This window comes from Nocardioides hwasunensis (assembly GCF_014779665.1).
GTDB lineage: Bacteria > Actinomycetota > Actinomycetes > Propionibacteriales > Nocardioidaceae > Nocardioides > Nocardioides hwasunensis.
This window is the reverse complement of sequence record NZ_JACXYY010000004.1, coordinates 216,316-239,161: the sequence shown is the minus strand read 5'-3', so window position 1 is coordinate 239,161 and position 22,846 is coordinate 216,316. Positions and strand designations below refer to the sequence as shown.

The following is a 22,846-nucleotide window of genomic DNA, read 5'->3' as shown; positions in this document are numbered from 1 at the left end:
TCACAAGAAACTTTCCGCCGACGCTTGACGGATGTGACCACCGCCACCTACCTTCGTCCAGACCTGAAACCTTTCAACCGTCTTCAGCGAAAGAGGCACATGTCCACCAGCAACACCGCCGCACCGGTGCTCGTGCTGCGTGACGTCTCCAAGTCGTTCGGACCCGTGGTGGCCCTGCGGTCCGGCAGCCTGTCCGTCGACGCGGGTTCGATCCACGCGCTCATCGGTGAGAACGGCGCAGGGAAGTCCACCCTCGTCAAGGTCGTCGCCGGAGTCCACCGACGCGACTCGGGCGTCTTCGAGCTCGGCGGCGAGGCCGTCGACTTCGGCTCCACGGCTGACTCCAAGCAGTCGGGCGTCGCGGTGATCTACCAGGAGCCGACGCTCTTCCCCGATCTCTCGGTGACCGAGAACATCTTCATGGGCCGTCAGCCGCTGGCCCGCGGGCGTCGCATCGACCGCCAGGCGATGCACACCGAGGCCGAGGGCCTGTTCCGGCGCCTGGGCGTGCGGATCGACCCGCGCCGACCGGCCGAGGGCCTCTCCATCGCCGACCAGCAGATCATCGAGATCGCCAAGGCGATCTCGCTCGACGCGCGCCTGCTCGTCATGGACGAGCCGACGGCGGCGTTGAGCGGTGTCGAGGTCGAGCGACTCTTCGCGGTCGCCCGGAGCCTGCGCGACGAGGGTCGCGCCCTGGTCTTCATCTCCCACCGCTTCGACGAGGTCTTCGAGCTCTGCGACACCGTCACCGTGATGCGCGACGGCTCCTACATCGACACCCGTCGCATCGACGAGACCACCCCTTCCGACCTGGTCTCGCTCATGGTGGGCCGCGACGTCGACGACCTCTTCCCGAAGGTCGCTGCCGAGGTCGGCGAGCCGGTGCTGGAGGTGCGGGGCCTCAACCGGGCCGGCGTCTTCCACGACATCGACTTCGAGGTCCGTGCCGGCGAGATCGTCGGCCTGGCCGGGCTCGTCGGTGCTGGACGCAGTGAGATCGCCCGCGCCGTGTTCGGCGTCGACGCCTACGACTCCGGCTCGGTCACGCTGTCGGGCAAGGCCGTCCGCGCTCGCGATCCTCGAGCGGCGATCCGCGCCGGGATGGCGTTCATCCCCGAGGACCGCCGCAAGCAGGGCCTGGTCATCGACGCCTCCGTGACCCGCAACGTGGCCGCGGTCATCCGCAACGGCATCGCCAGGGCCGGACTCATCACCGGCTCGATGGAGAACAAGGCCGCCGGCCCGTGGGCCGGACGCCTCGAGGTGAAGACCAACGCCCTCGACATGAACGCCGCCACCATGAGTGGGGGCAACCAGCAGAAGGTCGTCATCGCCAAGTGGCTGGCGACCAACCCGAAGCTGCTGATCATCGACGAGCCGACCCGCGGCATCGACGTCGGCACCAAGTCCGAGGTGCACCGGCTGCTCTCCGAGCTCGCCGGCCAGGGGCTCGCGATCTTGATGATCTCCTCCGAGCTGCCCGAGGTGCTCGGCATGGCCGATCGCGTGCTCGTCCTGTGCGAGGGCCAGATCACCGCCGAGCTCGACCGCGCCGAGGCCACCCCCGAGGCCGTCATGCACGCGGCCACCCACCACCTGGAGGACGTGCGATGAGCCACACCGACATCGAGCGGCCCCAGCCGGGCGCGGGGACCTCGACCAGCGAGGCGCTGCTCGTGGAGCCCAGCCGGCTCTCGCCCACGCGGCGGGCGCTGACGACGGTCCTCCGCTCGCGCGAGCTGTCCATCTTCTTGGTGCTGGTCGCGGTCGTCGTGCTGGCCACGACGAAGAACAACGGCTTCCTCTTCAGCTCCGACGGCTGGCGCAACTTCCTGCTGAACCCGTCGATCCTGCTGCTCCTCGCGGTCGGGCAGGCGGTCGTCATCATCACCCGCAACGTCGACCTCTCGGTCGGCTCGACGATGGCCCTGACGGCGTACCTCACCGGCCGGTTGTTCGTGGACCAGCCCAACATCCCGATCATCGTGGTCGTCCTCGCGTGTCTCGCGATGGGTGCGGTGCTCGGCCTGGTCAACGGCGTGCTCGTGGCCTACGCGGGCGTGCCCGCCCTGGTGATCACGCTCGGCACGCTCTACATCTACCGCGGCATCATGCTCACCTGGGCCGGGAGCGACCGGATCAACGCCGGCGACATGCCGCGCGACTTCCTCAGCCTCGGCACCAAGACGATCCTGAGCATCCCGGTGCTCACGATCATCGCCGTCGTCGTGCTGGCCGTGGTCGGCTACTACCTCCACACCGCCCGGGGTGGCCGCGAGCTCTACGCCATCGGCTCCGACCCCGACGCGGCGCACCTCTACGGCCTGGCCGTACGCCGTCGGTTGCTCGCCGCGTTCGTGCTGAGCGGCGCCCTGGCGGGTCTGGCCGGCGTCCTCTACACCGCCCGTTACGGCACGGTGAGCTCCGGCGTCGGGTCCGGCATCGAGCTCCAGGCCGTCGCCGCGGCGGTCATCGGTGGCATCGCCATCTTCGGTGGCAGCGGCACCGTGTGGGGTGCGGCCATCGGAGCCTTCCTCCTCGTCACCATCAACCGGGCCCTGCCCAGCCTCGGCATCGAGGACTTCTGGCAGCGCGCCGTCGTCGGCGTCCTGATCCTCGGCGCGATCGTCCTCGACCGCGTCCTGGCCCGCCGACAAGCCCGCAAGCTCGCAGAATCGAGGGACCACTCATGAGCGCCACGGCCACCCCGACTGCTCCGGCACGCACATACGCCGCCTACTCGGCCCCGCTGTGGAAGCGCTGGCTGCTGACCCGCGAGACCGCGGTCATCGTCCTCACGGCCGCGGTGATCCTCTACTCGCTGGCCAACGTGCCCAACTTCGACGGCCCGCTGACGATGAAGTTCCTGCTCCAGGACATCGCGCCCATCCTGCTGATCGCGCTCCCGATGACCCTCGTGATCATCACCGGTGAGATCGACCTGTCGGTGGCCAGCATCATGGGCCTGAGCAGCGTGCTGCTCGGCGTCCTCCACGACGCCGGCATGTCCATCCCGACCGCGGCGCTGCTCGCGCTCCTCGCCGGCCTGGCCTGCGGCGCGCTCAACGGCTTCCTGATCGCCTACGTGGGTCTGCCCTCGCTGGCGGTCACGATCGGGACTCTCGCGCTGTTCCGCGGGATCGCGGTCGGGCTGCTGGGCACCACGGCGATCACCGACTTCCCGGACGACTGGTCCAGCCTGGCCACCGGCACCATCGGCGAGTCCCGCATCCCGCTCGTGATGATCCCGTTCGTCGTCCTCGCCATCGGCTTCGTCGTGCTGCTGCACTTCTCGACCTTCGGCCGCGGTGTCTACGAGATCGGGCTCAACGACGAGGCTGCGCACTTCACCGGCGTCAACGTCGCCCGCACCAAGATGGTGCTCTTCCTGCTCTCCGGAGTCGTGTCCGCGCTCGCCGGCATCTACTTCACCCTGCGCTACGGCTCGGCCCGCGGCGACAACGCCACCGGCTACGAGCTGCAGGTCATCGCCGCCGTGCTGCTCGGCGGCGTGTCGATCTTCGGCGGCCGCGGCAGGCTCCACGGCGTGCTCGCCGGCGTCGTGCTCATCGGCGTGATCTCCAGCGCCCTGCGTCTGGAGAGCGTGACGGTCAACGTCACCAACATCATCGTCGGCCTGCTCCTGGTGGCCTCGGTGATCCTTCCCAGCGTCCTTGGGTGGGCCGGCTCGCGGCTGCCCCGCAAGGCATCGGCGGCTCCTGCGGAGCCGCGCCCCGACAAGGACGCGGCGACCGCCGACGTCTGAGACACCCGAAAGGTAGACACAGATGAAGTTCCAGAAGAGGCGGCCCACGGCTCTCGCCGCGCTCCTGCTCACCGCGACCTTCGCCTTTGCCGGCTGCGGCGGTGACGACAGCGGCGACGGTGGCGGCAGCTCGGCCGGAGGCGACGGCGGTGGCGGCGACATGAGCGTCACCATGCTCCCCAAGAACCTCGGCAACGCCTACTTCGACACCAGCACCGACGGCGCCGAGAAGGCCGCCGACGAGCTGGGCGCGGAGTTCGAGGAGGTCGGCCCCGACACCGCCAGCCCCGACGCGCAGGTGCAGTACATCAACACCGTCGCCCAGCAGGGCAAGGACGCGCTCATCATCTCCGCCAACGACCCCGACGCCCTGTGCGACGCGATCGACGAGGCGCGCAGCGCGGACGTGAAGGTCGTCACCTTCGACGCCGACACCAACCCCGACTGCCGCGACCTGTTCATCAACCAGGCCACGTCCGAGGGCATCGCGGCCAAGCAGCTCGAGCTCATCGCCGACCAGATCGGCGGCAAGGGCGAGATCGCGATCCTGTCGGCCTCGGCCAACGCGACGAACCAGAACTCCTGGATCGAGATGATGGAGAAGGAGCTCGCCGACAACCCGGACTACGCCGACATCGAGCTCGTCGACACCGTCTACGGCGACGACGACGACCAGAAGTCGTTCGACCAGACCGAGGCTCTGCTCCAGAACCACCCGAACCTCAAGGGCATCATCTCGCCCACCACGGTCGGCATCGCCGCCGCCGCTCGCTACCTGTCGGACTCCTCGTCCAAGGGCAAGGTCGCGCTGACCGGTCTGGGCACCCCCAACCAGATGCGCGAGTACGTCGACAACGGCACCGTGACGGCGTTCGCGCTCTGGAACCCGGGTGATCTCGGCTACCTGGCGACCTACGCCGCCGCCGCCCTGGTCAACGGTGACATCTCCGGCGAGGAGGGCGACTCCTTCGACGCCGGTGACCTCGGCTCGTTCGAGGTCGGCGCCGACGGCGTCGTGCTCCTCGGTGAGCCGTTCACCTTCGACAAGGACAACATCGCCGACTTCGACTTCTGAGCTGATCGCCCCGGACCGAGCCTGCGAGGGCCGGACCAGGCGATCAGGTTGAGGAGGGTTGCGCAGGCCCGAACCCCCGTGAGGGTCTGCGCAACCCGTCTCGAAACCAGGTCTGGGTCTCGTGACAGGCGCCAGCGCGCCTTCCTCGACCACCGACGAAGGACAGGAACCCCCCCATGCACCGCGTCTGCTTCACCCTGCAGGTCCGGCGTGAGCGGATGGCGGAGTACGCCGAGCGCCACGCCGCCGTGTGGCCCGACATGCTGCGCGCCCTCCACGAGACCGGGTGGCACAACTACTCCCTCTTCCTGCGCGAGGACGGGTTGCTCGTGGGCTACCTCGAGACCCACGACCTCGCCGCGGCGCAGGCGGGCATGGCCCGCACCGACGTCAACGCGCGGTGGCAGGCCGAGATGGCGGAGTTCTTCGAGGAGCTCGACCTCCCGCCAGACCAAGGCTTCTGGCGGCTGACCGAGGTGTTCCACCTCGAGGACCAGCTCGCCATGCACGACCCGGCCATCCCGACCGGTACCTCTTCCACCACGGGCCCCACCACGGGCCCCACCTCAAGCCAGGACCAGTGATGACTTCCTTCTCCGACATCAGCGACCGGCTCGGCGACCTCGCGATCGAGGTCCCGTCCTGGGCCTACGGAAACTCCGGCACCCGCTTCAAGGTCTTCGGCTCGCCGGGCACCCCGCGCAGCGTGGAGGAGAAGATCGCCGACGCCGCCACCGTGCACCGCTTCACCGGCCTCGCGCCGAGCGTGGCGCTCCACATCCCGTGGGACGAGGTCGACGACTACGGCGCGCTGTCGACCTACGCCAAGGAGCACGGCGTCGCGCTGGGCACGATCAACTCCAACACCTTCCAGGACGACGACTACAAGCTCGGCGCGCTCACCCACGCCGACCCCCGCGTGCGCCAGAAGGCGGTCGACCACCACCTCGAGTGCATCGAGGTGATGAACCAGACCGGCTCGCGCGACCTGAAGATCTGGCTAGCGGAGGGCACCAACTACCCGGGTCAGGGCGATATCCGCGCCCGCCAGGACTGGCTCGCCGAAGGGCTCAGCACGATCTACGACCAGCTCTCCGAGGACCAGAGGCTCGTGCTGGAGTACAAGTTCTTCGAGCCGGCGTTCTACCACACCGACGTCCCGGACTGGGGCACGTCGTACGCCCACGTGGCCGCCCTCGGCGACCGCGCGATGGTGTGCCTCGACACCGGCCACCACGCGCCCGGCACCAACATCGAGTTCATCGTGGCCCAGCTGCTGCGGCTCGGGAAGCTCGGCTCGTTCGACTTCAACAGCCGCTTCTACGCCGACGACGACCTCATCGTCGGTGCGGCCGACCCGTTCCAGCTGTTCCGCATCGTCGTCGAGGTCATCCGCGGCGGTGGCTTCGGCCCCGACAGCGAGGTCGCGCTGATGCTCGACCAGTGCCACAACATCGAGGCCAAGATCCCCGGGCAGATCCGCTCGGTGCTGAACGTGCAGGAGATGATCGCCCGCGCGCTGCTCCTCGACACCGACGCCCTGAACGAGGCCCGGAACGCGGGCGACGTCCTGCTCGCCAACGAGATCTTCATGGACGCGTTCTACACCGACGTGCGCGCCGACCTCGGTGCCTGGCGCGAGGAGCGCGGCCTGGCGGCCAACCCGATGCGTGCCTATCTCGACTCCGGCTACCAGGAGCAGATCGAGGCGGACCGCGCCGGCGGCGCCCAGCTGTCCTGGACCTGATCCCGCCCCACGACTCGTCACCCACCCCGCACACCTCCGGAAGGAACCATGACCAACCCCACCCCTGGCGCCGCGGCCGACCTGATCGCCCGGTCCAACCGCCTCGGCGCCGACCCGAAGAACACCAACTACGCAGGCGGCAACACCTCTGCCAAGGGCACCGAGACCGACCCGGTCACCGGTGAGCCGGTCGAGCTCCTGTGGGTCAAGGGGTCGGGTGGCGACCTGGGCACCCTGACCGAGTCCGGCCTGGCCGTGCTCCGGCTCGACCGCATGCGCGCCCTCGTCGACGTCTACCCGGGCGTCGAGCGGGAGGACGAGATGGTCGCGGCGTTCGACTACTGCCTGCACGGCAAGGGCGGTGCGGCTCCGTCGATCGACACTGCGATGCACGGTCTCGTCGACGCCGCGCACGTCGACCACCTGCACCCCGACTCCGGCATCGCGATCGCGACGGCCGCCGACGGGGAGGCGCTGACCTCCACCATCTTCGGCGACCAGGTCGTCTGGGTGCCGTGGCGCCGCCCGGGCTTCCAGCTCGGTCTCGACATCGCCGAGATCAAGGCCCAGAACCCGCAGGCGCGGGGCTGCATCCTCGGCGGCCACGGCATCACCGCGTGGGGCGACACCAGCGAGGAGGCCGAGGCCAACAGCCTCTGGATCATCGACACCGCCGCCGCCCACATCGCCGAGCACTCCAAGGCCGAGCCGTTCGGCCCGGCGCTCGAGGGCTACGCCGCCCTCCCGGAGGACGAGCGTCGCGCCCGCGCCGCCGCCCTGGCGCCGACCATCCGCGGCATCGCCAGCCAGGACCGGCCGATGGTCGGGCACTTCACCGACAGCGACGTCGTCCTCGACTTCCTCGGCTCGGCCGAGCACCCGCGCCTGGCCGCGCTCGGCACGTCGTGCCCCGACCACTTCCTCCGGACCAAGGTCAAGCCCCTCGTGCTGGACCTCCCGGCCTCGACGTCCGTCGAGGACGCGATCGCCCGCCTGCAGGAGCTCGCGGTCGACTACCGCGCCGACTACCAGGGCTACTACGACCGCAACGCCACGCCCGACTCGCCGGCGATCCGCGGCGCCGACCCGCTGATCGTCCTGGTGCCCGGCGTGGGCATGTTCAGCTTCGGCAAGGACAAGCAGACCGCCCGGGTCGCGGGGGAGTTCTACACCAACGCGATCAACGTGATGCGTGGCGCCGAGGGGCTCTCGACGTACGCCCCCATCGACGAGGCGGAGAAGTTCCGCATCGAGTACTGGGCGCTCGAGGAGGCCAAGCTGCAGCGGATGCCGAAGCCCAAGCCGCTCGCCACGCGCGTCGCCCTGGTGACCGGTGCCGCGTCCGGCATCGGCCTGGCCACCGCGAAGAAGCTGGCCGCCGAGGGTGCCGCCGTCGTGATCGCCGACCTCGACCTCGAAAAGGCGCGGTCGGCCGCCGCGGAGATCGGCTCCACCGACGTGGCCGTCGGCGTGCAGGTCGACGTCTCCGAGGCAGCGGCCGTGCAGGCGGCGGTCGACGCGACCGTCCTCGCCTTCGGCGGTGTCGACCTCGTCGTCAACAACGCCGGCCTCTCGCTCTCGCGCTCGCTGCTCGAGACCACCGAGAAGGACTGGGACCTCCAGCACGACGTGATGGCCAAGGGATCCTTCCTGGTCGCGCAGGCCACCGCGAGGGCCATGATCGAGCAGGGGATGGGCGGCGACATCGTCTACATCTCCTCGAAGAACTCGATCTTCGCCGGCCCGAACAACGTGGCCTACGGCGCTGCCAAGGCCGACCAGGCCCACCAGGTCCGGCTGCTGGCCGCCGAGCTCGGCGAGCACGGCATCAAGGTCAACGGCGTCAACCCCGACGGCGTCGTGCAGGGCTCCGGCATCTTCGCCTCGGGCTGGGGCGCCAACCGCGCCGCGGTCTACGGCGTGGAGGAGCAGGACCTCGGCAAGTTCTACGCGCAGCGCACGATCCTCAAGCGCGAGGTGCTGCCGGACAACATCGCCAACGCGGTCTTCGTGCTCTGCACCGACGAGCTCAGCCACACCACCGGCCTGCACATCCCCGTCGACGCCGGCGTGGCCGCCGCGTTCCTGCGATAGCCGGCCCGGTGGTGGACGTGCGAGCGCCGGGGCCGGTCAGCGTCGCTGCGATCGACCTCGGCGCCTCCAGCGGTCGGGTGATGCTGGGCGAGGTGGGCCAGGGAGTGCTGCGCCTCACCGCCGCCGCGCGGTTCGGCAACGACCCGGTCCGCACGCCTGACGGCCTGCACTGGAACCTGCTCGAGCTCTACCGCCAGTCCCTCGCGGGGCTGGGGGCGGCGGCGCGACAGGCAGCCGACACCCCCGCCGGTCGCCTGTCCAGCGTCGGCATCGACAGCTGGGCCGTCGACTACGGCCTGCTGCGCGACGGTCGGCTGCTCGGGCAGCCGTTCCACTACCGCGACGAGCGGCGCGGGCAGGTCGGTCCGGAGCGGGTCCACGCGACGGTCCCGCCGGCCGAGCTCTACGTCCGCAACGGCCTGCAGTTCCTGCCGTTCAACACGCTCTTCCAGCTCGCGGCCGACGACTGGCACCGGGACGCCGGGCGGCTGCTCCTCGTCCCGGACCTGCTGGCCCACTGGCTGACCGGCGTCGAGCGGACCGAGCGCACCAACGCCTCGACGACCGGCCTGCTGGACGTGAGAGCCCGCGCGTGGGACGACGAGCTGCTGGCGCGGCTCGGGCTCGCGCGCTCCCTGTTCACCGACCTCGTCGACCCCGGGGACCTGGTGGGTGCCGTGCTGCCCGGGGTCGGCGAGGCGGTCGGAGCACCCGGCCTCCCCGTCGTGGCCGTCGGTTCGCACGACACCGCCTCGGCCGTCGTCGGAGTGCCGTTCGAGCGCGCCGAGTCGGCGTACGTCTCGCTGGGCACGTGGGGCCTCGTCGGCCTCGAGCTCGACGAGCCGGTGCTCACCGAGGAGAGCCGGCTGGCCAACTTCACCAACGAGGGCGGCGTCGACCAGACGGTCCGGTTCCTGACCAACGTGATGGGCACCTGGCTGCTCAGCGAGTCGCTGCGCACGTGGCGTCGCGACGACCTGACGGCCCTGCTCGCCGCCGCTGCCGACGTGCCCGCCGGGACCGTCCCGCTGGTCGACGTGCAGGACCCCCGCTTCGTCCCGCCCGGCGACATGCCCGGCCGGATCGCCGCCTGGTGCGACGAGCACGACGTCGCGCCACCGAGCGACGCGGCGACCACGGTGCGCTGCATCCTCGAGTCCCTCGCGGTGGCGTACGCCGACGCGCTGCAGGCCGCGACGAAGCTCTCGGGCCGCACGGTCGAGGTCATCCACGTCGTGGGCGGCGGCAGCCAGAACACCCTCCTCTGCCAGCTCATCGCCGACCGCACCGGGCTGCCGGTGGTCGCAGGGCCGGTCGAGGCCACCGCCCTCGGCAACGTGCTCGTGCAGGGCCGCACGGCGGGCGCGATCACCGGCGGTCTCCAGGAGATGCGGGCGCTGATCCGGGCGACGCACGACCTGCGCCGCCACGACCCGGAGCGGCCCCAGGACGACCCGTGACCGAGGCCCGCGGGATCGTCCTGCCAGACGACCAGGTCCGCGTCCTCCGCCTGATGGCGGAGGGTGACACGATCGACGTGGTCGCCCGCAAGCTGGGCATCTCCGAGCGCACGGTCCGTCGCAGGGCGCGCGCAGCGTGTGACACGTTGGGGTGCGAGACCACCATCGAAGCCATCGTCTGGGCCGTCCGTCACGGCCATCTCTGATCCCCGACACACCCCAACGAGCCAGGAAGGAGCCGCGACGTGAGGGTCGCCCTCCAGGTCACGTGCGTCAACGACGCGATGTTCCCCGACACGGGGAAGGCCGTCGTGCGGCTGCTGCGCAGGCTCGGCGTCGACGTCGAGTTCCCCGCGGCGCAGACCTGCTGCGCCCAGCCGATGGTCAACACCGGCTACTTCGACGAGGCCGTGCCCGTCGTGCGCAACTTCGTCGACGCCTTCGCCGGCTACGACGCCGTGGTGACGCCGTCGGGCTCCTGCGCCGGGTCGGTGCGCCACCAGCACGCGCTGGTCGCCGAGCGCTCGGGCGACGCGGCCTTGAAGACCGCCGTCGCCGAGACGGCCCCCAAGACCTACGAGCTCACCGAGTTCATCGTCGACGTGCTCGGGGTCACGGACGTCGGTGCCTACTTCCCCCACCGGGTGACCTACCACCCGACCTGCCACAGCCTCCGGATGCTCGGCGTCGGGGACCGCCCGCAGCGGCTGCTCGAGGCGGTCCGCGGGATCCAGCTGGTCGACCTCCCGCAGGCGGAGGAGTGCTGCGGCTTCGGCGGTACCTTCGCGCTGAAGAACGCCGACACCTCCGTCGCGATGGGCGCCGACAAGGCGCGCCACGTCCGCGACACCGGTGCCGAGGTGCTCGTCGCCGGCGACAACTCCTGCCTGATGCACATCGGCGGGATGCTGTCGCGCCAGCGCGCAGGCGTCCGCGTCATGCACCTGGCCGAGATCCTGGCCAGCACCGAGGGCACGGAGGCGGAGCCGGGCGGCCCGGCCGTCGGCGAGCGGGCCGAGTCCGCGAAGAAGGGCGGCCGGGGATGAGCGGCACCTTCGTCGGCATGCCGGCCTTCCCGACCGCCGCGCGCGCGGCGCTGGGCGACACCCAGCTGCGCAGCAACCTCGCGCACGCCACCCACACCATCCGCGACAAGCGCGCCGCCGTCGTGGCCGAGGTGGAGGAGTGGGAGGAGCTCCGGCTCGCCGGGGCCGGGGTGAAGGAGGCCGCGCTGCGCGACCTCGCCACCCACCTCGAGACCCTCGAGGCCTCGCTCACCCGCGCCGGCGCCACGGTCCACTGGGCCCGCGACGCCGCCGAGGCCTGCGCGATCGTGGCTCAGGTGGCACACAGCCACGGGGTCGACGAGGTCGTGAAGGTGAAGTCGATGGCCACCGGCGAGATCGGCCTCAACGAGGCCCTCGAGGCCGAGGGCATCGCCGCCTGGGAGACCGACCTGGCCGAGCTCATCGTGCAGCTCGGCGAGGACCTGCCCTCCCACATCCTCGTGCCCGCGATCCACCGCAACCGGGCGGAGGTCCGCGAGATCTTCCTGCGGCGCATGGGCGACGTCGGCCGGCCCGCACCGGCCGACCTCACCGACGAGCCGGCCGTGCTGGCCGGCGCTGCGCGCGAGCACCTGCGGGAGAAGTTCCTGCGCGCCAAGGTCGCCGTGAGCGGTGCCAACTTCGCCGTCGCCGACACCGGCACGCTGGTCGTCGTCGAGTCCGAGGGCAACGGCCGGATGTGCCTGACGCTGCCCGAGGTGCTGGTCAGCGTGGTCGGCATCGAGAAGGTCGTCGCGACCTGGGGCGACCTCGACCCGATGCTCCGGCTGCTGCCGCGCTCGTCCACCGGCGAGCGGATGAATCCCTACACCTCGACGTGGTCGGGCGTGACGCCGGGCGACGGCCCGCAGGAGGTGCACGTCGTCCTGCTCGACAACGGCCGCACCCGTGCGCTCGCCGACGACGTCGGTCGCCAGGCGCTGCGGTGCATCCGCTGCTCGGCCTGCCTCAACGTCTGCCCGGTCTACGAGCGGGTCGGCGGGCACGCCTACGGATCGGTCTACCCCGGCCCGATCGGGGCGATCCTCAACCCGCTGCTCAACGGGGTCTCCGACGAGCAGACCGCTTCGCTGCCGTATGCCTCCTCGCTGTGCGGCGCCTGCTTCGAGGTCTGCCCGGTCCGGATCGACATCCCGTCCGTGCTGGTCGACCAGCGTGCCCAGGTCGTCGACTCCCACCGCGGCGACCGGATCCCGAAGGCCGAGGCCGTCGCGATGAAGGCCGCGGCCTGGACGTTCTCCGACGCGAGGCGTCTCGGCCTGGCCGAGCGCGCCTCCGGTCTCGCCGGCCGCGTCATGGGCCGCTTCTCCCGTACGACGCTGCCCGGCGGTCGCACCGCCGCCGGCCGCCTGCCCGGCCCCGCCGCCGGGTGGACCGGGGCCCGCGACCTGCCCGCCCCGCCGAAGGAGTCCTTCCGCGAGTGGTGGGCCCGGACCGACGGCGGCACCCACGACGACCAGGACGAGTCCGGCACCACGAAGGGTGGTGGCTCATGAGCGCCCGCGACGACATCCTCGGTCGCGTCCGTGCGGCCCTCGCCGACGTGTCACCGGCCGTCTCCGTGCCCGCCGCACCGCGGGCGCCGGACCGCGGCGACCTCGTCGCGCTCTTCGACGAGCGCATCGCCGACTACCGGGCCGTCGTCACCCGTTGCACCCGGACCGGGCTCGAGGAGGCCGTCGCTGCGGCGCTGGGCGGGGCGCGCGCGGTCGTACCTCCCGGTCTCGGGCTCGAGGTGGCTGGAGCAGTCGTCGACGACGGCCTCTCGGCCGCCGAGCTCGACGCGATCGACGCGGTGATCACCCGGGCCGCCGTCGGCATCGCCGAGACCGGCACGATCGTGCTGGACCACCAGCCCGACCAGGGCCGACGGGCGATCAGCCTCGTGCCCGACCTGCACGTCTGCATCGTCGACGCGAGCCAGGTCGTGGCCGACGTGCCCGACGCGATCGCCCTCCTCGACCCGGCCCGGCCGCTGACCTGGATCAGTGGACCCTCGGCGACGAGCGACATCGAGCTCGACCGCGTCGAGGGCGTCCACGGCCCCCGCACCCTCCACGTGCTTCTCGTCGAGTGACCGTGGTGTTCGGATCGGACCTTTGTGGTGACCGCGTCAGCATGAGAAGGGTGCCGGTCGTCGGGCCGTGGCCGAAGCCGGTCATCTCGTCGGCACCTCTGGCGTGATGCTGGTCACTCCTCCTAGGTTTGTGAAACGTTCAAATCACCACAGACCCGTTGGAGGACGAACGATGATGGCACTTCACAGGTTGCGACACATGACGATGGCTGCGCTCGTGGGAGCGGTGGTGGCCACGGCGGGCGCGGTCGTCCCGTCCGACGCGAGCAGCCCTCCGGCAGCCCCGTCCGCGACGAGCGCGCCCTTCCTGGAGGCGCTCGACCTCCTGGTCGACGGGCGGACGAACCCCCTCGGCAACGACACCGCGAAGCCCAGCCTGAGCTGGCGTCTCGACTCCGACGCCCAGGGCGCCCGCCAGTCGGCCTACCGTGTCGTCGTCACCACCGACGCCTCCGACCTCGGCTCCGGTCCCTACCTCTGGGACAGCGGCCGGATCGAGAGCAACGAGTCCGTCGGCATCCCCTACGACGGCCCGGCGCTGCGACCGGCCACGCGCTACCACTGGGCCGTCCAGGTGTGGGACGGGGCCGGCCAGGCCTCCGGCTGGAGCGAGCCCGGCTGGTGGGAGACCGGACTGCTCGACGGAGACTGGGGCGGCTCCGAGTGGATCAGCCCGGACACCGCGGGAGCGCTCACGTGGGACGACTTCACTGTCGGCGTCGACTTCACGATCCGCAGTGGGGCGGCCGGACTGCTGCTCCGCGCCAAGGACGCCGACAACCTCTACATGTGGCAGGTCAGCACCGCCGTCGACGCGAACAAGGTCGTGCTGCGCCCCCACGTACGCGTGAACGGCCAGTTCCGCAATCTCGGTGAGGTCGACCTCGCCCCGACGCTGACCCCGACCAACGTGGCCGGCGAGCACCACCTCGAGGTCCGGGTCGAGGGGGACAGCTTCACCACGTTCATCGACGGGACCCAGGTCGACCAGAGGACGGACACGAGCCTGAGCGGCGCCGGCACCCTCGGCATCCGCCACGACCGCACGAACAACCAGGACGAGCGCGCGACCTACGACAACCTGGTCGTCGAGGCCCTCGACGGTGAGGAGCTTTACAGCGAGGACTTCTCGACCGCACCGGTGGCCGCCTTCCCGACCCTCCCGGTCGTCGACGGACAGCTCGCGCCAGGAGGCGGTCTCACGCTGATGTCCCGTACGCCGGAGGCGCCGCTGCTGCGCCACGACTTCACGCTGGCCAAGAAGGTCGCCAGCGCTCGCGCCTACGTCTACGGCCTCGGTCTCTACGAGCTCAGCCTCAACGGCAAGGTGGCGGACGACCGCAGGCTGACCCCGACCAGCGGTCAGTACGAGAACAACCTGTTCTACGACACCTACGACGTCACCGAGGCCGTGCGGCAGGGGGACAACGCGGTCGGCCTCACCCTCGCGAACGGCTACGGGTCGCGCTACAACGGCTACGCCTGGCGCTACCTGGGGGACAAGAAGGCGCGGATGCTGCTGGAGGTCACCTACGACGACGGCAGCACCGAGACGGTCGCCACCTCCGCCGACTGGACCTGGTCGACCGGCGCCGTGGTCGCCAACGACATGTACGACGGCGAGGTGTACGACGCCCGCGCCGAGCACACCGGGTGGGACACCGCCGGCTACGACGAGGCCGCCTGGCTGCCGGTCACGCAGGTCGACGGCCCGGCCGCCCCACTCGTCGCCAACCCCGGCCCGGACCGACGCGTCGTCGACACGCTGCGCCCGGTCTCCGTCACGAAGGTCGCCGACGGCGTCTTCGTCTTCGACCTCGGCCAGAACATCTCCGGCTGGACGCGGCTGCGGGTCCAGGGGTCGGCCGGCACGGCCGTCACCATGCGCACCGCCGAGGAGGTCCACGGCGACGGTCGGCTCGACACCCGCACGAACCGGAGTGCCAAGGCCACCGACACCTACGTCCTGAAGGGCGGTGGCCCCGAGAGCTGGGAGCCGCGGTTCGTCTACCACGGCTTCCGCTACGTCGAGGTGACCGGATACCCGGGCACCCCGACCCTCGCCGACCTCGACGGGCGAGTCGTCCAGGCCGACGTGGCGTCGACCGGGATGTTCGAGTCCTCCGACGCCCTGTTGAACAAGATCTGGGAGAACAACCGCTGGGCGATCCGCAACAACTCGATGAGCACGCCGACCGACACCCCGGTCCGCGACGAGCGCACGCCCCCGGCCATGGACGTCCAGGCCTACAAGGACGCGGCCGTGCGTGACTTCGACATGGGCCCGTTCTACGCCAAGTACCTCCTCGACCTGCCGCCCGGCGTCGGACTGCCGCAGGACGCGCACAAGTCGCAGTACCCCGACATGGCGGGTGGCCAGGTCTCCCTTGCGTGGACGCTCTACGAGCAGTACGGCGACCTCGCCACCCTGCGCCACAACTACCCCGCGATGAAGGCTTTCGTCGACCGCAACGTGGCCGACTTCCCGGGCTACGTGTGGACCGCCGACACCGGGCTGGGTGACTGGTGTCCGCCCGTGCACGGCGACCAGGCCAACGGCGGCATGGGTGGGCCGGGTGCTGGCGCATGCGGCAGCGAGACTCAGATCGTCAACACGGCTCTGTGGTTCGTCCAGGCGCAGGACACCGCCAAGGCGGCCGAGGTCCTCGGCAGATCTGCGGACGCCGCACACTTCGCCGAGGTCGCCGACCGGGTGCGAGACGCGTTCAACGACCGATTCCTCAACGCCGCCGGTGACACCTACGGCAGCGGGCGGATGACCACGAGCGTCCTGCCGCTCGCGTTCGGCATGGTTCCCGACAAGTTCCTCGAGCCGGTCGGCGACAAGCTCGTGCGCACGATCATGGAGGACAACGGCGGACACCTCGACACCGGCATCTTCGGCACCCGGCACCTCTTCGACGCCCTCCAGGCCATCGATCGCGTCGACGTGGCGATGACTGTGCTCGGCAAGCGCAGCTATCCGAGCTTCGGCTTCATGATCGACAACGGCGCGACCACGCCTTGGGAGCAGTGGATGTACGACGCGGGGATGATCACCCACGACCACGCCATGTTCGCCGGGATCAGCTCCTCGCTCTACACGGGGCTGGGCGGGATCACCTCCGACACGTCGGCGTACGCGGCGGTCACGATCTCGCCCGAGGTGCCGAAGGCCCTGGAATGGGTCAGGGTCGAGCAGGACACCGTGCGCGGCACGGTCGGCTCGTCGTGGCGACGCACCGACGACGGACTGGTCCTCGACGTGAGGGTCCCGGCCAACACCACCGCGACGGTGGAGGTCCCGACGCTGGGACGCGACCTCGGTGACGTGACGGCGCCGGACGGTGCGGTGGCGCAGGGCGAGACCGACGGCCGCGCGGTCTTCACAGTGGGCTCCGGAGACTACCGCTTCGTCGTCGGGTCGAAGGTCGGCCCTGACCCCGAGCCGACTCCCGAGCCGACGCCGGGACCGACACCTCCCACGACTCCACCGACGACGCCACCGACGACTCCGCCCACGACCAACCCGACCCCGGCGTCGCCGGTGGTGGAGCCGAAGGTGTCGGTCAGGTCGAAGGTCCGGGCGGGCACGAAGCTGCGGATCCGGGTGCGTGACCTGCTGGTGAACAAGGTCCGCATCACGCTCGGTGGCAAGAAGCTGGGCACGGCGAAGGTGAAGGACGGGCGCATCTCGGTCAGCCGCAAGGTGCCGAAGCGACTCAGCGGCAAGACGGTGCTGCGGATCCTGGACCGCAGGGGTGAGGTGATCGCCCGGGCCACGGTCCGCGTGGTGAAGAAGCGCTAGCCGGCGCCCGTCGCCAGCTGACGCAGGACACAGGGGCCGTGCCGGGTGGCACGGCCCCTTCCTGTGCAACCGATGGCCGCTTCCGGTCATCTGGTCTCCAGCCGTTGTGAGCGTCGTCACGCCGTCATAGGTTGCTCGGGCTGGAACGTTTCAAGACGTCGCCGGCACCTCGACCGCCGACTCTGGAGAAGCCGTGCCCGTGACCGCACCACGTCCTGCTCGTCCCCGTCCCACAGCTGTCCTCACGGCCCTCGCCGTCCTGCTCGCCGGGCTCACCGGCGTCAGCCTCTCGCTCCCGGTCGCGGCGAGCGCCGCCGGGGCCGTGTCCCTCACCGACCTCGAGGTCGAGCGCAAGGCCACCCCGATCGGCATCGACCTCGAGCGCCCGCGCTTCGGCTGGGTGATCGAGTCCGAGACGCGCGGCGTGGTGCAGGAGTCCTACCGCGTCCGGGTCGCCACCGAGGCCGAGGGCCTCGACGGCGAGCTCGTGTGGGACAGCGGCACGGTCCAGGACCCGCGGTCCTTCGACGTCGAGTACGACGGTCCCGCACTGGCCTCGACCACGGGCTACGTCTGGGACGTGCAGGTCGTGACCAACGCCGGCACGGCGCGCGACGCGAGTGAGTTCCGCACCGGATTCGTCGACCAGGCCGACTGGGACGGCGCTGCCTGGATCGGGGCACCACCTGTCGACCCCTCGGCCGGCTGGACCGACTACACCGCCGAGTTCGAGTTCTCCATCCAGCAGCACGCTCTCGGTGTCTTCATCCGTGCCAACGGCCTCAACAACGCGCTGATGTACCAGGTCTCCACGACCGGCTCCACCCCGACTCTCCGGCCGCACACCCGTGTCAACGGCGGCTACGCGCTGCTGCAGGAGGTGCCGATCTCCTCGATCAGCAAGGCCGACCTGCTCACCGGCAAGCACACCCTCACGATGACCGTCAGCCCCGGCGCGGACAACACCCGGGTCCGGGTCGTCACCCTGCTCGACGGGACGCAGATCGACACCCGCGAGGTCACCGGCGCCGCCGCCATGCAGCGTGGTGTCGTCGGCTTCCGGTCCAACACGCACGCGGGCACCAACGAGCAGTTCACGGTCTTCGGGGCCACCGTCACCCGCGCCGACGGCACCGTCCTGCTCGACACCGACTTCTCCGACGGCAACCCCTTCGAGGGCGGGACGCTGGTCGGCCAGGAGCTGCGCTTCACCAGCTCCACCGAGACCCTGCTGAAGGGCCCGGACCAGCCGGCCCCGCTCATGCGCAAGGAGTTCTCGGTCTCCCAGCCGGTCGCCCACGCCACCCACTACGTCGCCGCCGGCGGCTATGCCGACGTGACCCTCAACGGCGAGCGGATCAGCGACGACACCCTCTCTCCGGGCTTCACCGACTACGACGACACCGTGCAGTACGTCGGCACCGACGTCACCGACCAGGTCATGCAGGGCGACAACGTGCTCGGCATGGAGCTGGGCCGCGGCTTCTACGGCATGCTGGGCGGCAACGTCTGGAACTGGCAGAGCCCGCCGTGGCACGGCGAGCCGCGCGCCCGCGGCGTCCTCGTGATCGAGTACGCCGACGGCACGACCGAGCGCGTCGTCACCGACGACAGCTGGACCACCCGCGGCGGCCCGACCCGCCTCGACGACCTCTATGCCGGGGAGCGCTACGACGCCCGCTACGAGGTCGACGACTGGGACACCGCGGCGTACGACGACTCCGACTGGGACGCAGCGGCCGTGGTCGACGCCCCGAAGGGCGAGCTGGTCAACCAGCGCCAGCAGCCGATCCGGGTCACCCGCGAGCTGAAGCCGGTCGGGATCACCGAGCCCGTCGACGGCGTCTACGTCGTGAAGTTCCCCAACGTCATCGCCGGTCGCACGAAGGTCACCGTCCAGGGCCCCGAGGGCACCACCATCAAGACGGCGCACGCCGAGAAGCTGCGCGCCGACGGCCGGGTCAACCTCGACAACAACGGCGGCTTCCAGCTCGGCTTCCAGACCGACTCCTTCACGCTGGCCGGCACCGGCGCGCCCGAGACGTTCGAGCCGCGCTTCTCCTACAAGGGCTTCCAGTACGTCGAGGTCACCGGCTGGCCCGGCGACCAGGCGCCGCCGCTGAGCGCCTTCACCGCCGAGTGGCTGCACACCGACGCGGAGCAGACCGGTGATTTCGAGAGCTCCAGCGACATCATGAACCGCACCCACGACATCGTGGTGAACACGCTCTACAACAACATCCACGGCATCCCGACCGACACCCCGATGTTCGAGAAGAACGGCTGGACCGGCGACGCCGCCGTCGGTGCCGAGATGTTCATGATGAACCTCGACACCCACGAGCTCTTCGCCAAGTGGATGCGCGACCTCGACGAGACCCGCGAGGGCAACGGTGCCCCGATGGTCATCGCGCCGAGCTCGGGCAACTGGGGCGTCTGGGGTCCCTCGCAGCCGTGGCACGCGGCGTACGTCATGACGCCGTGGTGGCTCTACCAGTACGGCGGCGACGAGCGCGTGATGACCGAGCTCTACGACAACATGAAGAAGTACGTCGACCTCGAGTACGGCCGGCGCCAGCCCGACGGGCTCGTCATCAGCAACCGGCTCGGCGACTGGGTGAGCCCGGAGGCCAGCCCCGGCGGCGGTCACGCACCCGGCGAGGACCAGCGTGTGGAGGGCAGTGCCTACCTCTACCTGATGCTCGACTCGATGGCTCGCACGGCGAGGCACCTGGGCAAGACCGCGGACGCCACTGAGTTCACGACCCGTGCGGGCGTGGTGAAGGACGCCTTCAACGCCGCCTACCTCGACGGTGACCGCTACCGCGGCGCAGGCCAGGACGGCAACCGCTTCCGCCAGGTGCACAGCGTGCTCGCGCTCGCCTTCGGCCTGACGCCCGACGAGGAGACAGAGGAGGCCGTCGCGGCCCGCCTCGCCGCCGACGTCGAGCAGCGCGGCTACCACCTCGACACCGGCACCCTCGGCACGAAGTACCTGCTGCCGGTGCTGACCGAGCACGGCTACGCCGACGTCGCGGTGAGGCTCGCCGAGCAGACGACGTACCCGAGCTGGGGCTTCAAGCTGGCCAACGGCGCCACCACCGTGTGGGAGCACTGGTCGCTCGAGTCGCGTTCGTTGGGCCACTACTTCCTCGGCACCGTCGACGACTGGTTCTACCACTACGCAGCCGGCATCCGGCCGTCCGTCGACGAGGGCTTCCGGCGGGTCACCATCGAGCCGGCGACGACCGAGCAGATGGACTCTGCGAAGGCGACCGTGGCCACCCCCTACGGTCCGGTCACCTCGGACTGGCGCACCCGCGGGCGTGCCCTCGAGCTGAAGGCGCGCGTGCCGGTCGGCAGCACCGCGACGGTGCGGCTGCCGCTGGGCGAGGCCACCTCGGTCGAGGAGGTCCTCGAGGGCGGCGCACCCGTCACGGACGTCGACGGTGTCGAGGGCGTCGAGATCATCGACGGCGTGGCCGTGGTGACGGTCGGGTCCGGGTCGTACGACTTCCGGGTGCAGCCCGACGCCGACCCCGAGCGCGACTTGTGGCTGACGCTCGCTCCGCTGACCGAGCCCGTCGTCCGCGGGCAGCAGGCCACCGGCAGCATCGCGGTCACCAACTGGGGCGGCGCACCCGTCACCGGTCTGAGGGCCACGGTGGACGCAGGCGACCTGACGATCACCGGTGACCTGCAGGTCGCCGAGCTGGCGCCCGCCGCCTCGACGGAGCTCCGCTTCGACGCGGCGGTCCCGCACGACGCCCGTCTCGGCGCTCGCGAGGTGACGGTCGTGCTGACCTTCGCCAGCGGTGGACAGGACTACGAGGTCACCGAGACCACCACGTGGGCCGAGATCGTCGCCGGCGTCGCGGTCGACGGCGTCTCGGGATCGGTCACCGACCCGCGCGGCAAGCTCGTCCCGGTCGACGTCGTGCTCCGCAACGAGGGCACCCAGGCGCAGACCGGCCAGGTCCGGGCCACCGTCCCGGCGGGCTGGCCGACACCTCCGACCGGGCCGCCGCTGACCCTCGAGCCGGGGGAGACCCGCACGGTGACGACCCGGCTGCGGGTGCCGCACCGCATCGTGGAGGGCGACCAGCAGGTCGGCGCCCAGCTCGTGCAGGGCGACCAGGTCCTGGCCCGCGGCCGAGGCACGCTGACGGTCGCGCTCACCACCCCGCCGACCACCTTCACCGACCACGTCGACTTCGGTGACCCGACATCCGAGAACGCACACGACCTGCAGGCCCACCCGCGCAGCGGCATCAACAGCGAGGCCGGACTCACCCGTCGCTATGCCAACTCCCTCTATCCCGGCTCGTGGTTCTCCGCGGAGCTCGACGTGCCGAAGGGCGAGCCGTTCGGGATCCGGATGCGCGAGACCTTCGACGGGGCGCGCACCAAGGAGATGAACCTGTACGTCGACGACGTGCCGGTCGGTCGCTACACGGTCGAGCGCGCCCAGGGTGGCCTCGGCTGGCTCGCGCACGACCTCCTGGTCGACTCCCCGGCGGCCCTCGCGGCCACCGCGGACGGCACGGCCCGGATCAAGATCGAGTTCCCGACCGATGCCACCGACTACGACCCGTCGGTCGCCGACCTGTGGGTCGTGCCCGGGGTCACGAAGGACACCGCGGCTCCGGTCGTCGGTGCTCGCACCCGTGGCACGGCCGGCTCCGGCGACTGGTTCACCAGCCCGGTGCAGGTCGAGATCGACGCGATCGACGACGACGACGAGCAGCCACGGGTCGAGGTGCAGGACGGCGCCGGCTGGGCGTCGTACGTCGCCCCGGTCGAGCTGGCCGACGACGGCGAGCACACCGTGACCTACCGCGCCGCCGACGCGTCCGGCAACGTCACCGAGCCGGCCTCGGTGGACGTGAAGGTCGACCAGACGGCACCTGTCACGGTGTCCGAGGTCGTCGCACCCGCGACCGCCGCGGCGGCGGCCCAGGTGCGCCTGACCGCGACCGACGCCACCAGCGGTGTCGCCACGACCATGGTCAAGGTCGACGCGGGTGAGTGGCAGCCGGCGACCGGACCCGTCACGCTCCCGAGCCGGGGCGCGCACGCCGTCGCGTGGTTCTCCGTCGACGTCGCGGGCAACGCCGAGGCCGTCCGGCACGCCCAGGTGGCGACCCTGCCGACGGACGGGGGCCAGCAGCAGCTCGTGGCCCTGGCACCGCCGCAGGTCAGCGGCACCGCGGAGATCGGGCGGAAGCTGCGCGCCACGGGAGGCTCCTGGAGCCGAGCCGACGTCACCGTGGCCCACCAGTGGCTGCGCGACGGACAGCCGATCCCGGGCGCGACGGAGTCGACGTACCGCGTGGTGAAGCGCGACCGGAGGTCGCGGCTGTCGGTGCGGGTGACCGCGACGGCAGGGACCCTGCGTGCGGAGTCGAGCTCCCTGCGGACCGACCGGGTGCGCAAGGCCACCACGAAGGTCGGGGTCCGCGTGCTCGACAAGAAGGTGACCGGCCGCTCCGTGCGGCTGCGGATCGATCTGTCGGCCGCCGGTGTGAAGCCTCGCGGGAAGGTCGTCGTCCGAGTCGGTGGCAAGCGGGTCGCTCGGGTCAAGGCACGCGGCACGACCACGGTGCGGGTGCCGATCGGACGCGGTGCCACGCACCGGGTGACCGTCGTCTACCAGGGCTCGCAGCGGGCCGCCCGGGCCACGGCGAAGGTCGTGGTGCGCCGGCGCTGACCGTCAGCGTCGCCTCGCGGCGCCAGCCCGGTGCGCGGC

At 71.0% G+C, this 22,846-nt stretch carries 14 protein-coding genes; all 14 read left to right on the top strand.

Annotation, left to right across the window (positions count from 1 at the left end; genetic code table 11):
• Positions 1-99: 99 nt before the first annotated feature.
• Positions 100-1,617: a sugar ABC transporter ATP-binding protein gene (locus tag IEZ25_RS11055; RefSeq protein WP_191199478.1), complete on the top strand. Its 1,518-nt coding sequence runs from the start codon at positions 100-102 to the stop codon at positions 1,615-1,617.
• A complete protein-coding gene (locus IEZ25_RS11050) occupies positions 1,614-2,696 on the top strand; it encodes an ABC transporter permease (protein ID WP_191199477.1) in 1,083 nt (360 codons plus the stop codon). Before IEZ25_RS11055 ends, IEZ25_RS11050 begins: the two co-directional genes overlap by 4 nt.
• Entirely contained in the window at positions 2,693-3,769 is a 1,077-nt protein-coding gene (locus tag IEZ25_RS11045) for an ABC transporter permease (protein ID WP_191199476.1), read from the top strand. The genes IEZ25_RS11050 and IEZ25_RS11045 overlap by 4 nt, the downstream gene beginning before the upstream one ends.
• A 22-nt stretch (positions 3,770-3,791) precedes the next feature.
• Positions 3,792-4,844 carry a rhamnose ABC transporter substrate-binding protein gene (gene rhaS, locus IEZ25_RS11040; RefSeq protein ID WP_191199475.1) on the top strand — a complete coding sequence of 351 codons (1,053 nt, stop codon included), beginning with the start codon at positions 3,792-3,794 and terminating at the stop codon, positions 4,842-4,844.
• 176 nt (positions 4,845-5,020) lie between these two features.
• The gene (locus IEZ25_RS11035; RefSeq protein ID WP_191199474.1) at positions 5,021-5,428 is read left to right on the top strand and encodes an L-rhamnose mutarotase; all 408 of its coding nucleotides are present in this window, start codon (positions 5,021-5,023) and stop codon (positions 5,426-5,428) included.
• Complete coding sequence (gene rhaI, locus IEZ25_RS11030) at positions 5,428-6,591, top strand: L-rhamnose isomerase (protein WP_191199473.1); 1,164 nt, start codon at positions 5,428-5,430, stop codon at positions 6,589-6,591. Before IEZ25_RS11035 ends, rhaI begins: the two co-directional genes overlap by 1 nt.
• A 48-nt stretch (positions 6,592-6,639) precedes the next feature.
• Complete coding sequence (locus IEZ25_RS11025) at positions 6,640-8,685, top strand: bifunctional aldolase/short-chain dehydrogenase (RefSeq protein ID WP_191199472.1); 2,046 nt, start codon at positions 6,640-6,642, stop codon at positions 8,683-8,685.
• Positions 8,686-8,693: 8 nt separating this feature from the next.
• Positions 8,694-10,145, top strand: a complete 1,452-nt coding sequence (locus IEZ25_RS11020; protein ID WP_318152178.1) for a rhamnulokinase — start codon at positions 8,694-8,696, stop codon at positions 10,143-10,145.
• Complete coding sequence (locus tag IEZ25_RS11015) at positions 10,142-10,351, top strand: helix-turn-helix domain-containing protein (RefSeq protein WP_318152177.1); 210 nt, start codon at positions 10,142-10,144, stop codon at positions 10,349-10,351. Before IEZ25_RS11020 ends, IEZ25_RS11015 begins: the two co-directional genes overlap by 4 nt.
• A 39-nt stretch (positions 10,352-10,390) precedes the next feature.
• Entirely contained in the window at positions 10,391-11,191 is an 801-nt protein-coding gene (locus IEZ25_RS11010; protein WP_191199471.1) for a (Fe-S)-binding protein, read from the top strand.
• Complete coding sequence (locus tag IEZ25_RS11005) at positions 11,188-12,708, top strand: lactate utilization protein B (protein WP_191199470.1); 1,521 nt, start codon at positions 11,188-11,190, stop codon at positions 12,706-12,708. Before IEZ25_RS11010 ends, IEZ25_RS11005 begins: the two co-directional genes overlap by 4 nt.
• Positions 12,705-13,289, top strand: coding sequence for a LutC/YkgG family protein (locus tag IEZ25_RS11000; RefSeq protein WP_191199469.1), 585 nt, complete (start codon positions 12,705-12,707; stop codon positions 13,287-13,289). Before IEZ25_RS11005 ends, IEZ25_RS11000 begins: the two co-directional genes overlap by 4 nt.
• A gap of 199 nt (positions 13,290-13,488) precedes the next feature.
• Positions 13,489-17,097: an alpha-L-rhamnosidase gene (locus IEZ25_RS10995; RefSeq protein WP_224748846.1), complete on the top strand. Its 3,609-nt coding sequence runs from the start codon at positions 13,489-13,491 to the stop codon at positions 17,095-17,097.
• Positions 17,098-17,296: 199 nt separating this feature from the next.
• Positions 17,297-22,807 (top strand): family 78 glycoside hydrolase catalytic domain, encoded by a 5,511-nt coding sequence (locus IEZ25_RS10990; protein WP_191199468.1) that lies wholly within the window; start codon positions 17,297-17,299, stop codon positions 22,805-22,807.
• The last annotated feature ends 39 nt before the right edge of the window (positions 22,808-22,846 follow it).

Excerpts from the sequence above, each read along its gene's own strand:
- IEZ25_RS11000 (WP_191199469.1), top strand. The coding sequence starts at position 12,705 with ATGAGCGCCCGCGACGACATCCTCGGTCGCGTCCGTGCGGCCCTCGCC.
- IEZ25_RS10995 (WP_224748846.1), top strand. The coding sequence starts at position 13,489 with ATGACGATGGCTGCGCTCGTGGGAGCGGTGGTGGCCACGGCGGGCGCG.
- IEZ25_RS11005 (WP_191199470.1), top strand. The coding sequence starts at position 11,188 with ATGAGCGGCACCTTCGTCGGCATGCCGGCCTTCCCGACCGCCGCGCGC.
- IEZ25_RS11025 (WP_191199472.1), top strand. The coding sequence starts at position 6,640 with ATGACCAACCCCACCCCTGGCGCCGCGGCCGACCTGATCGCCCGGTCC.
- IEZ25_RS11035 (WP_191199474.1), top strand. The coding sequence starts at position 5,021 with ATGCACCGCGTCTGCTTCACCCTGCAGGTCCGGCGTGAGCGGATGGCG.
- IEZ25_RS11050 (WP_191199477.1), top strand. The coding sequence starts at position 1,614 with ATGAGCCACACCGACATCGAGCGGCCCCAGCCGGGCGCGGGGACCTCG.
- rhaS (WP_191199475.1), top strand. The coding sequence starts at position 3,792 with ATGAAGTTCCAGAAGAGGCGGCCCACGGCTCTCGCCGCGCTCCTGCTC.
- IEZ25_RS11055 (WP_191199478.1), top strand. The coding sequence starts at position 100 with ATGTCCACCAGCAACACCGCCGCACCGGTGCTCGTGCTGCGTGACGTC.
- rhaI (WP_191199473.1), top strand. The coding sequence starts at position 5,428 with ATGACTTCCTTCTCCGACATCAGCGACCGGCTCGGCGACCTCGCGATC.
- IEZ25_RS11045 (WP_191199476.1), top strand. The coding sequence starts at position 2,693 with ATGAGCGCCACGGCCACCCCGACTGCTCCGGCACGCACATACGCCGCC.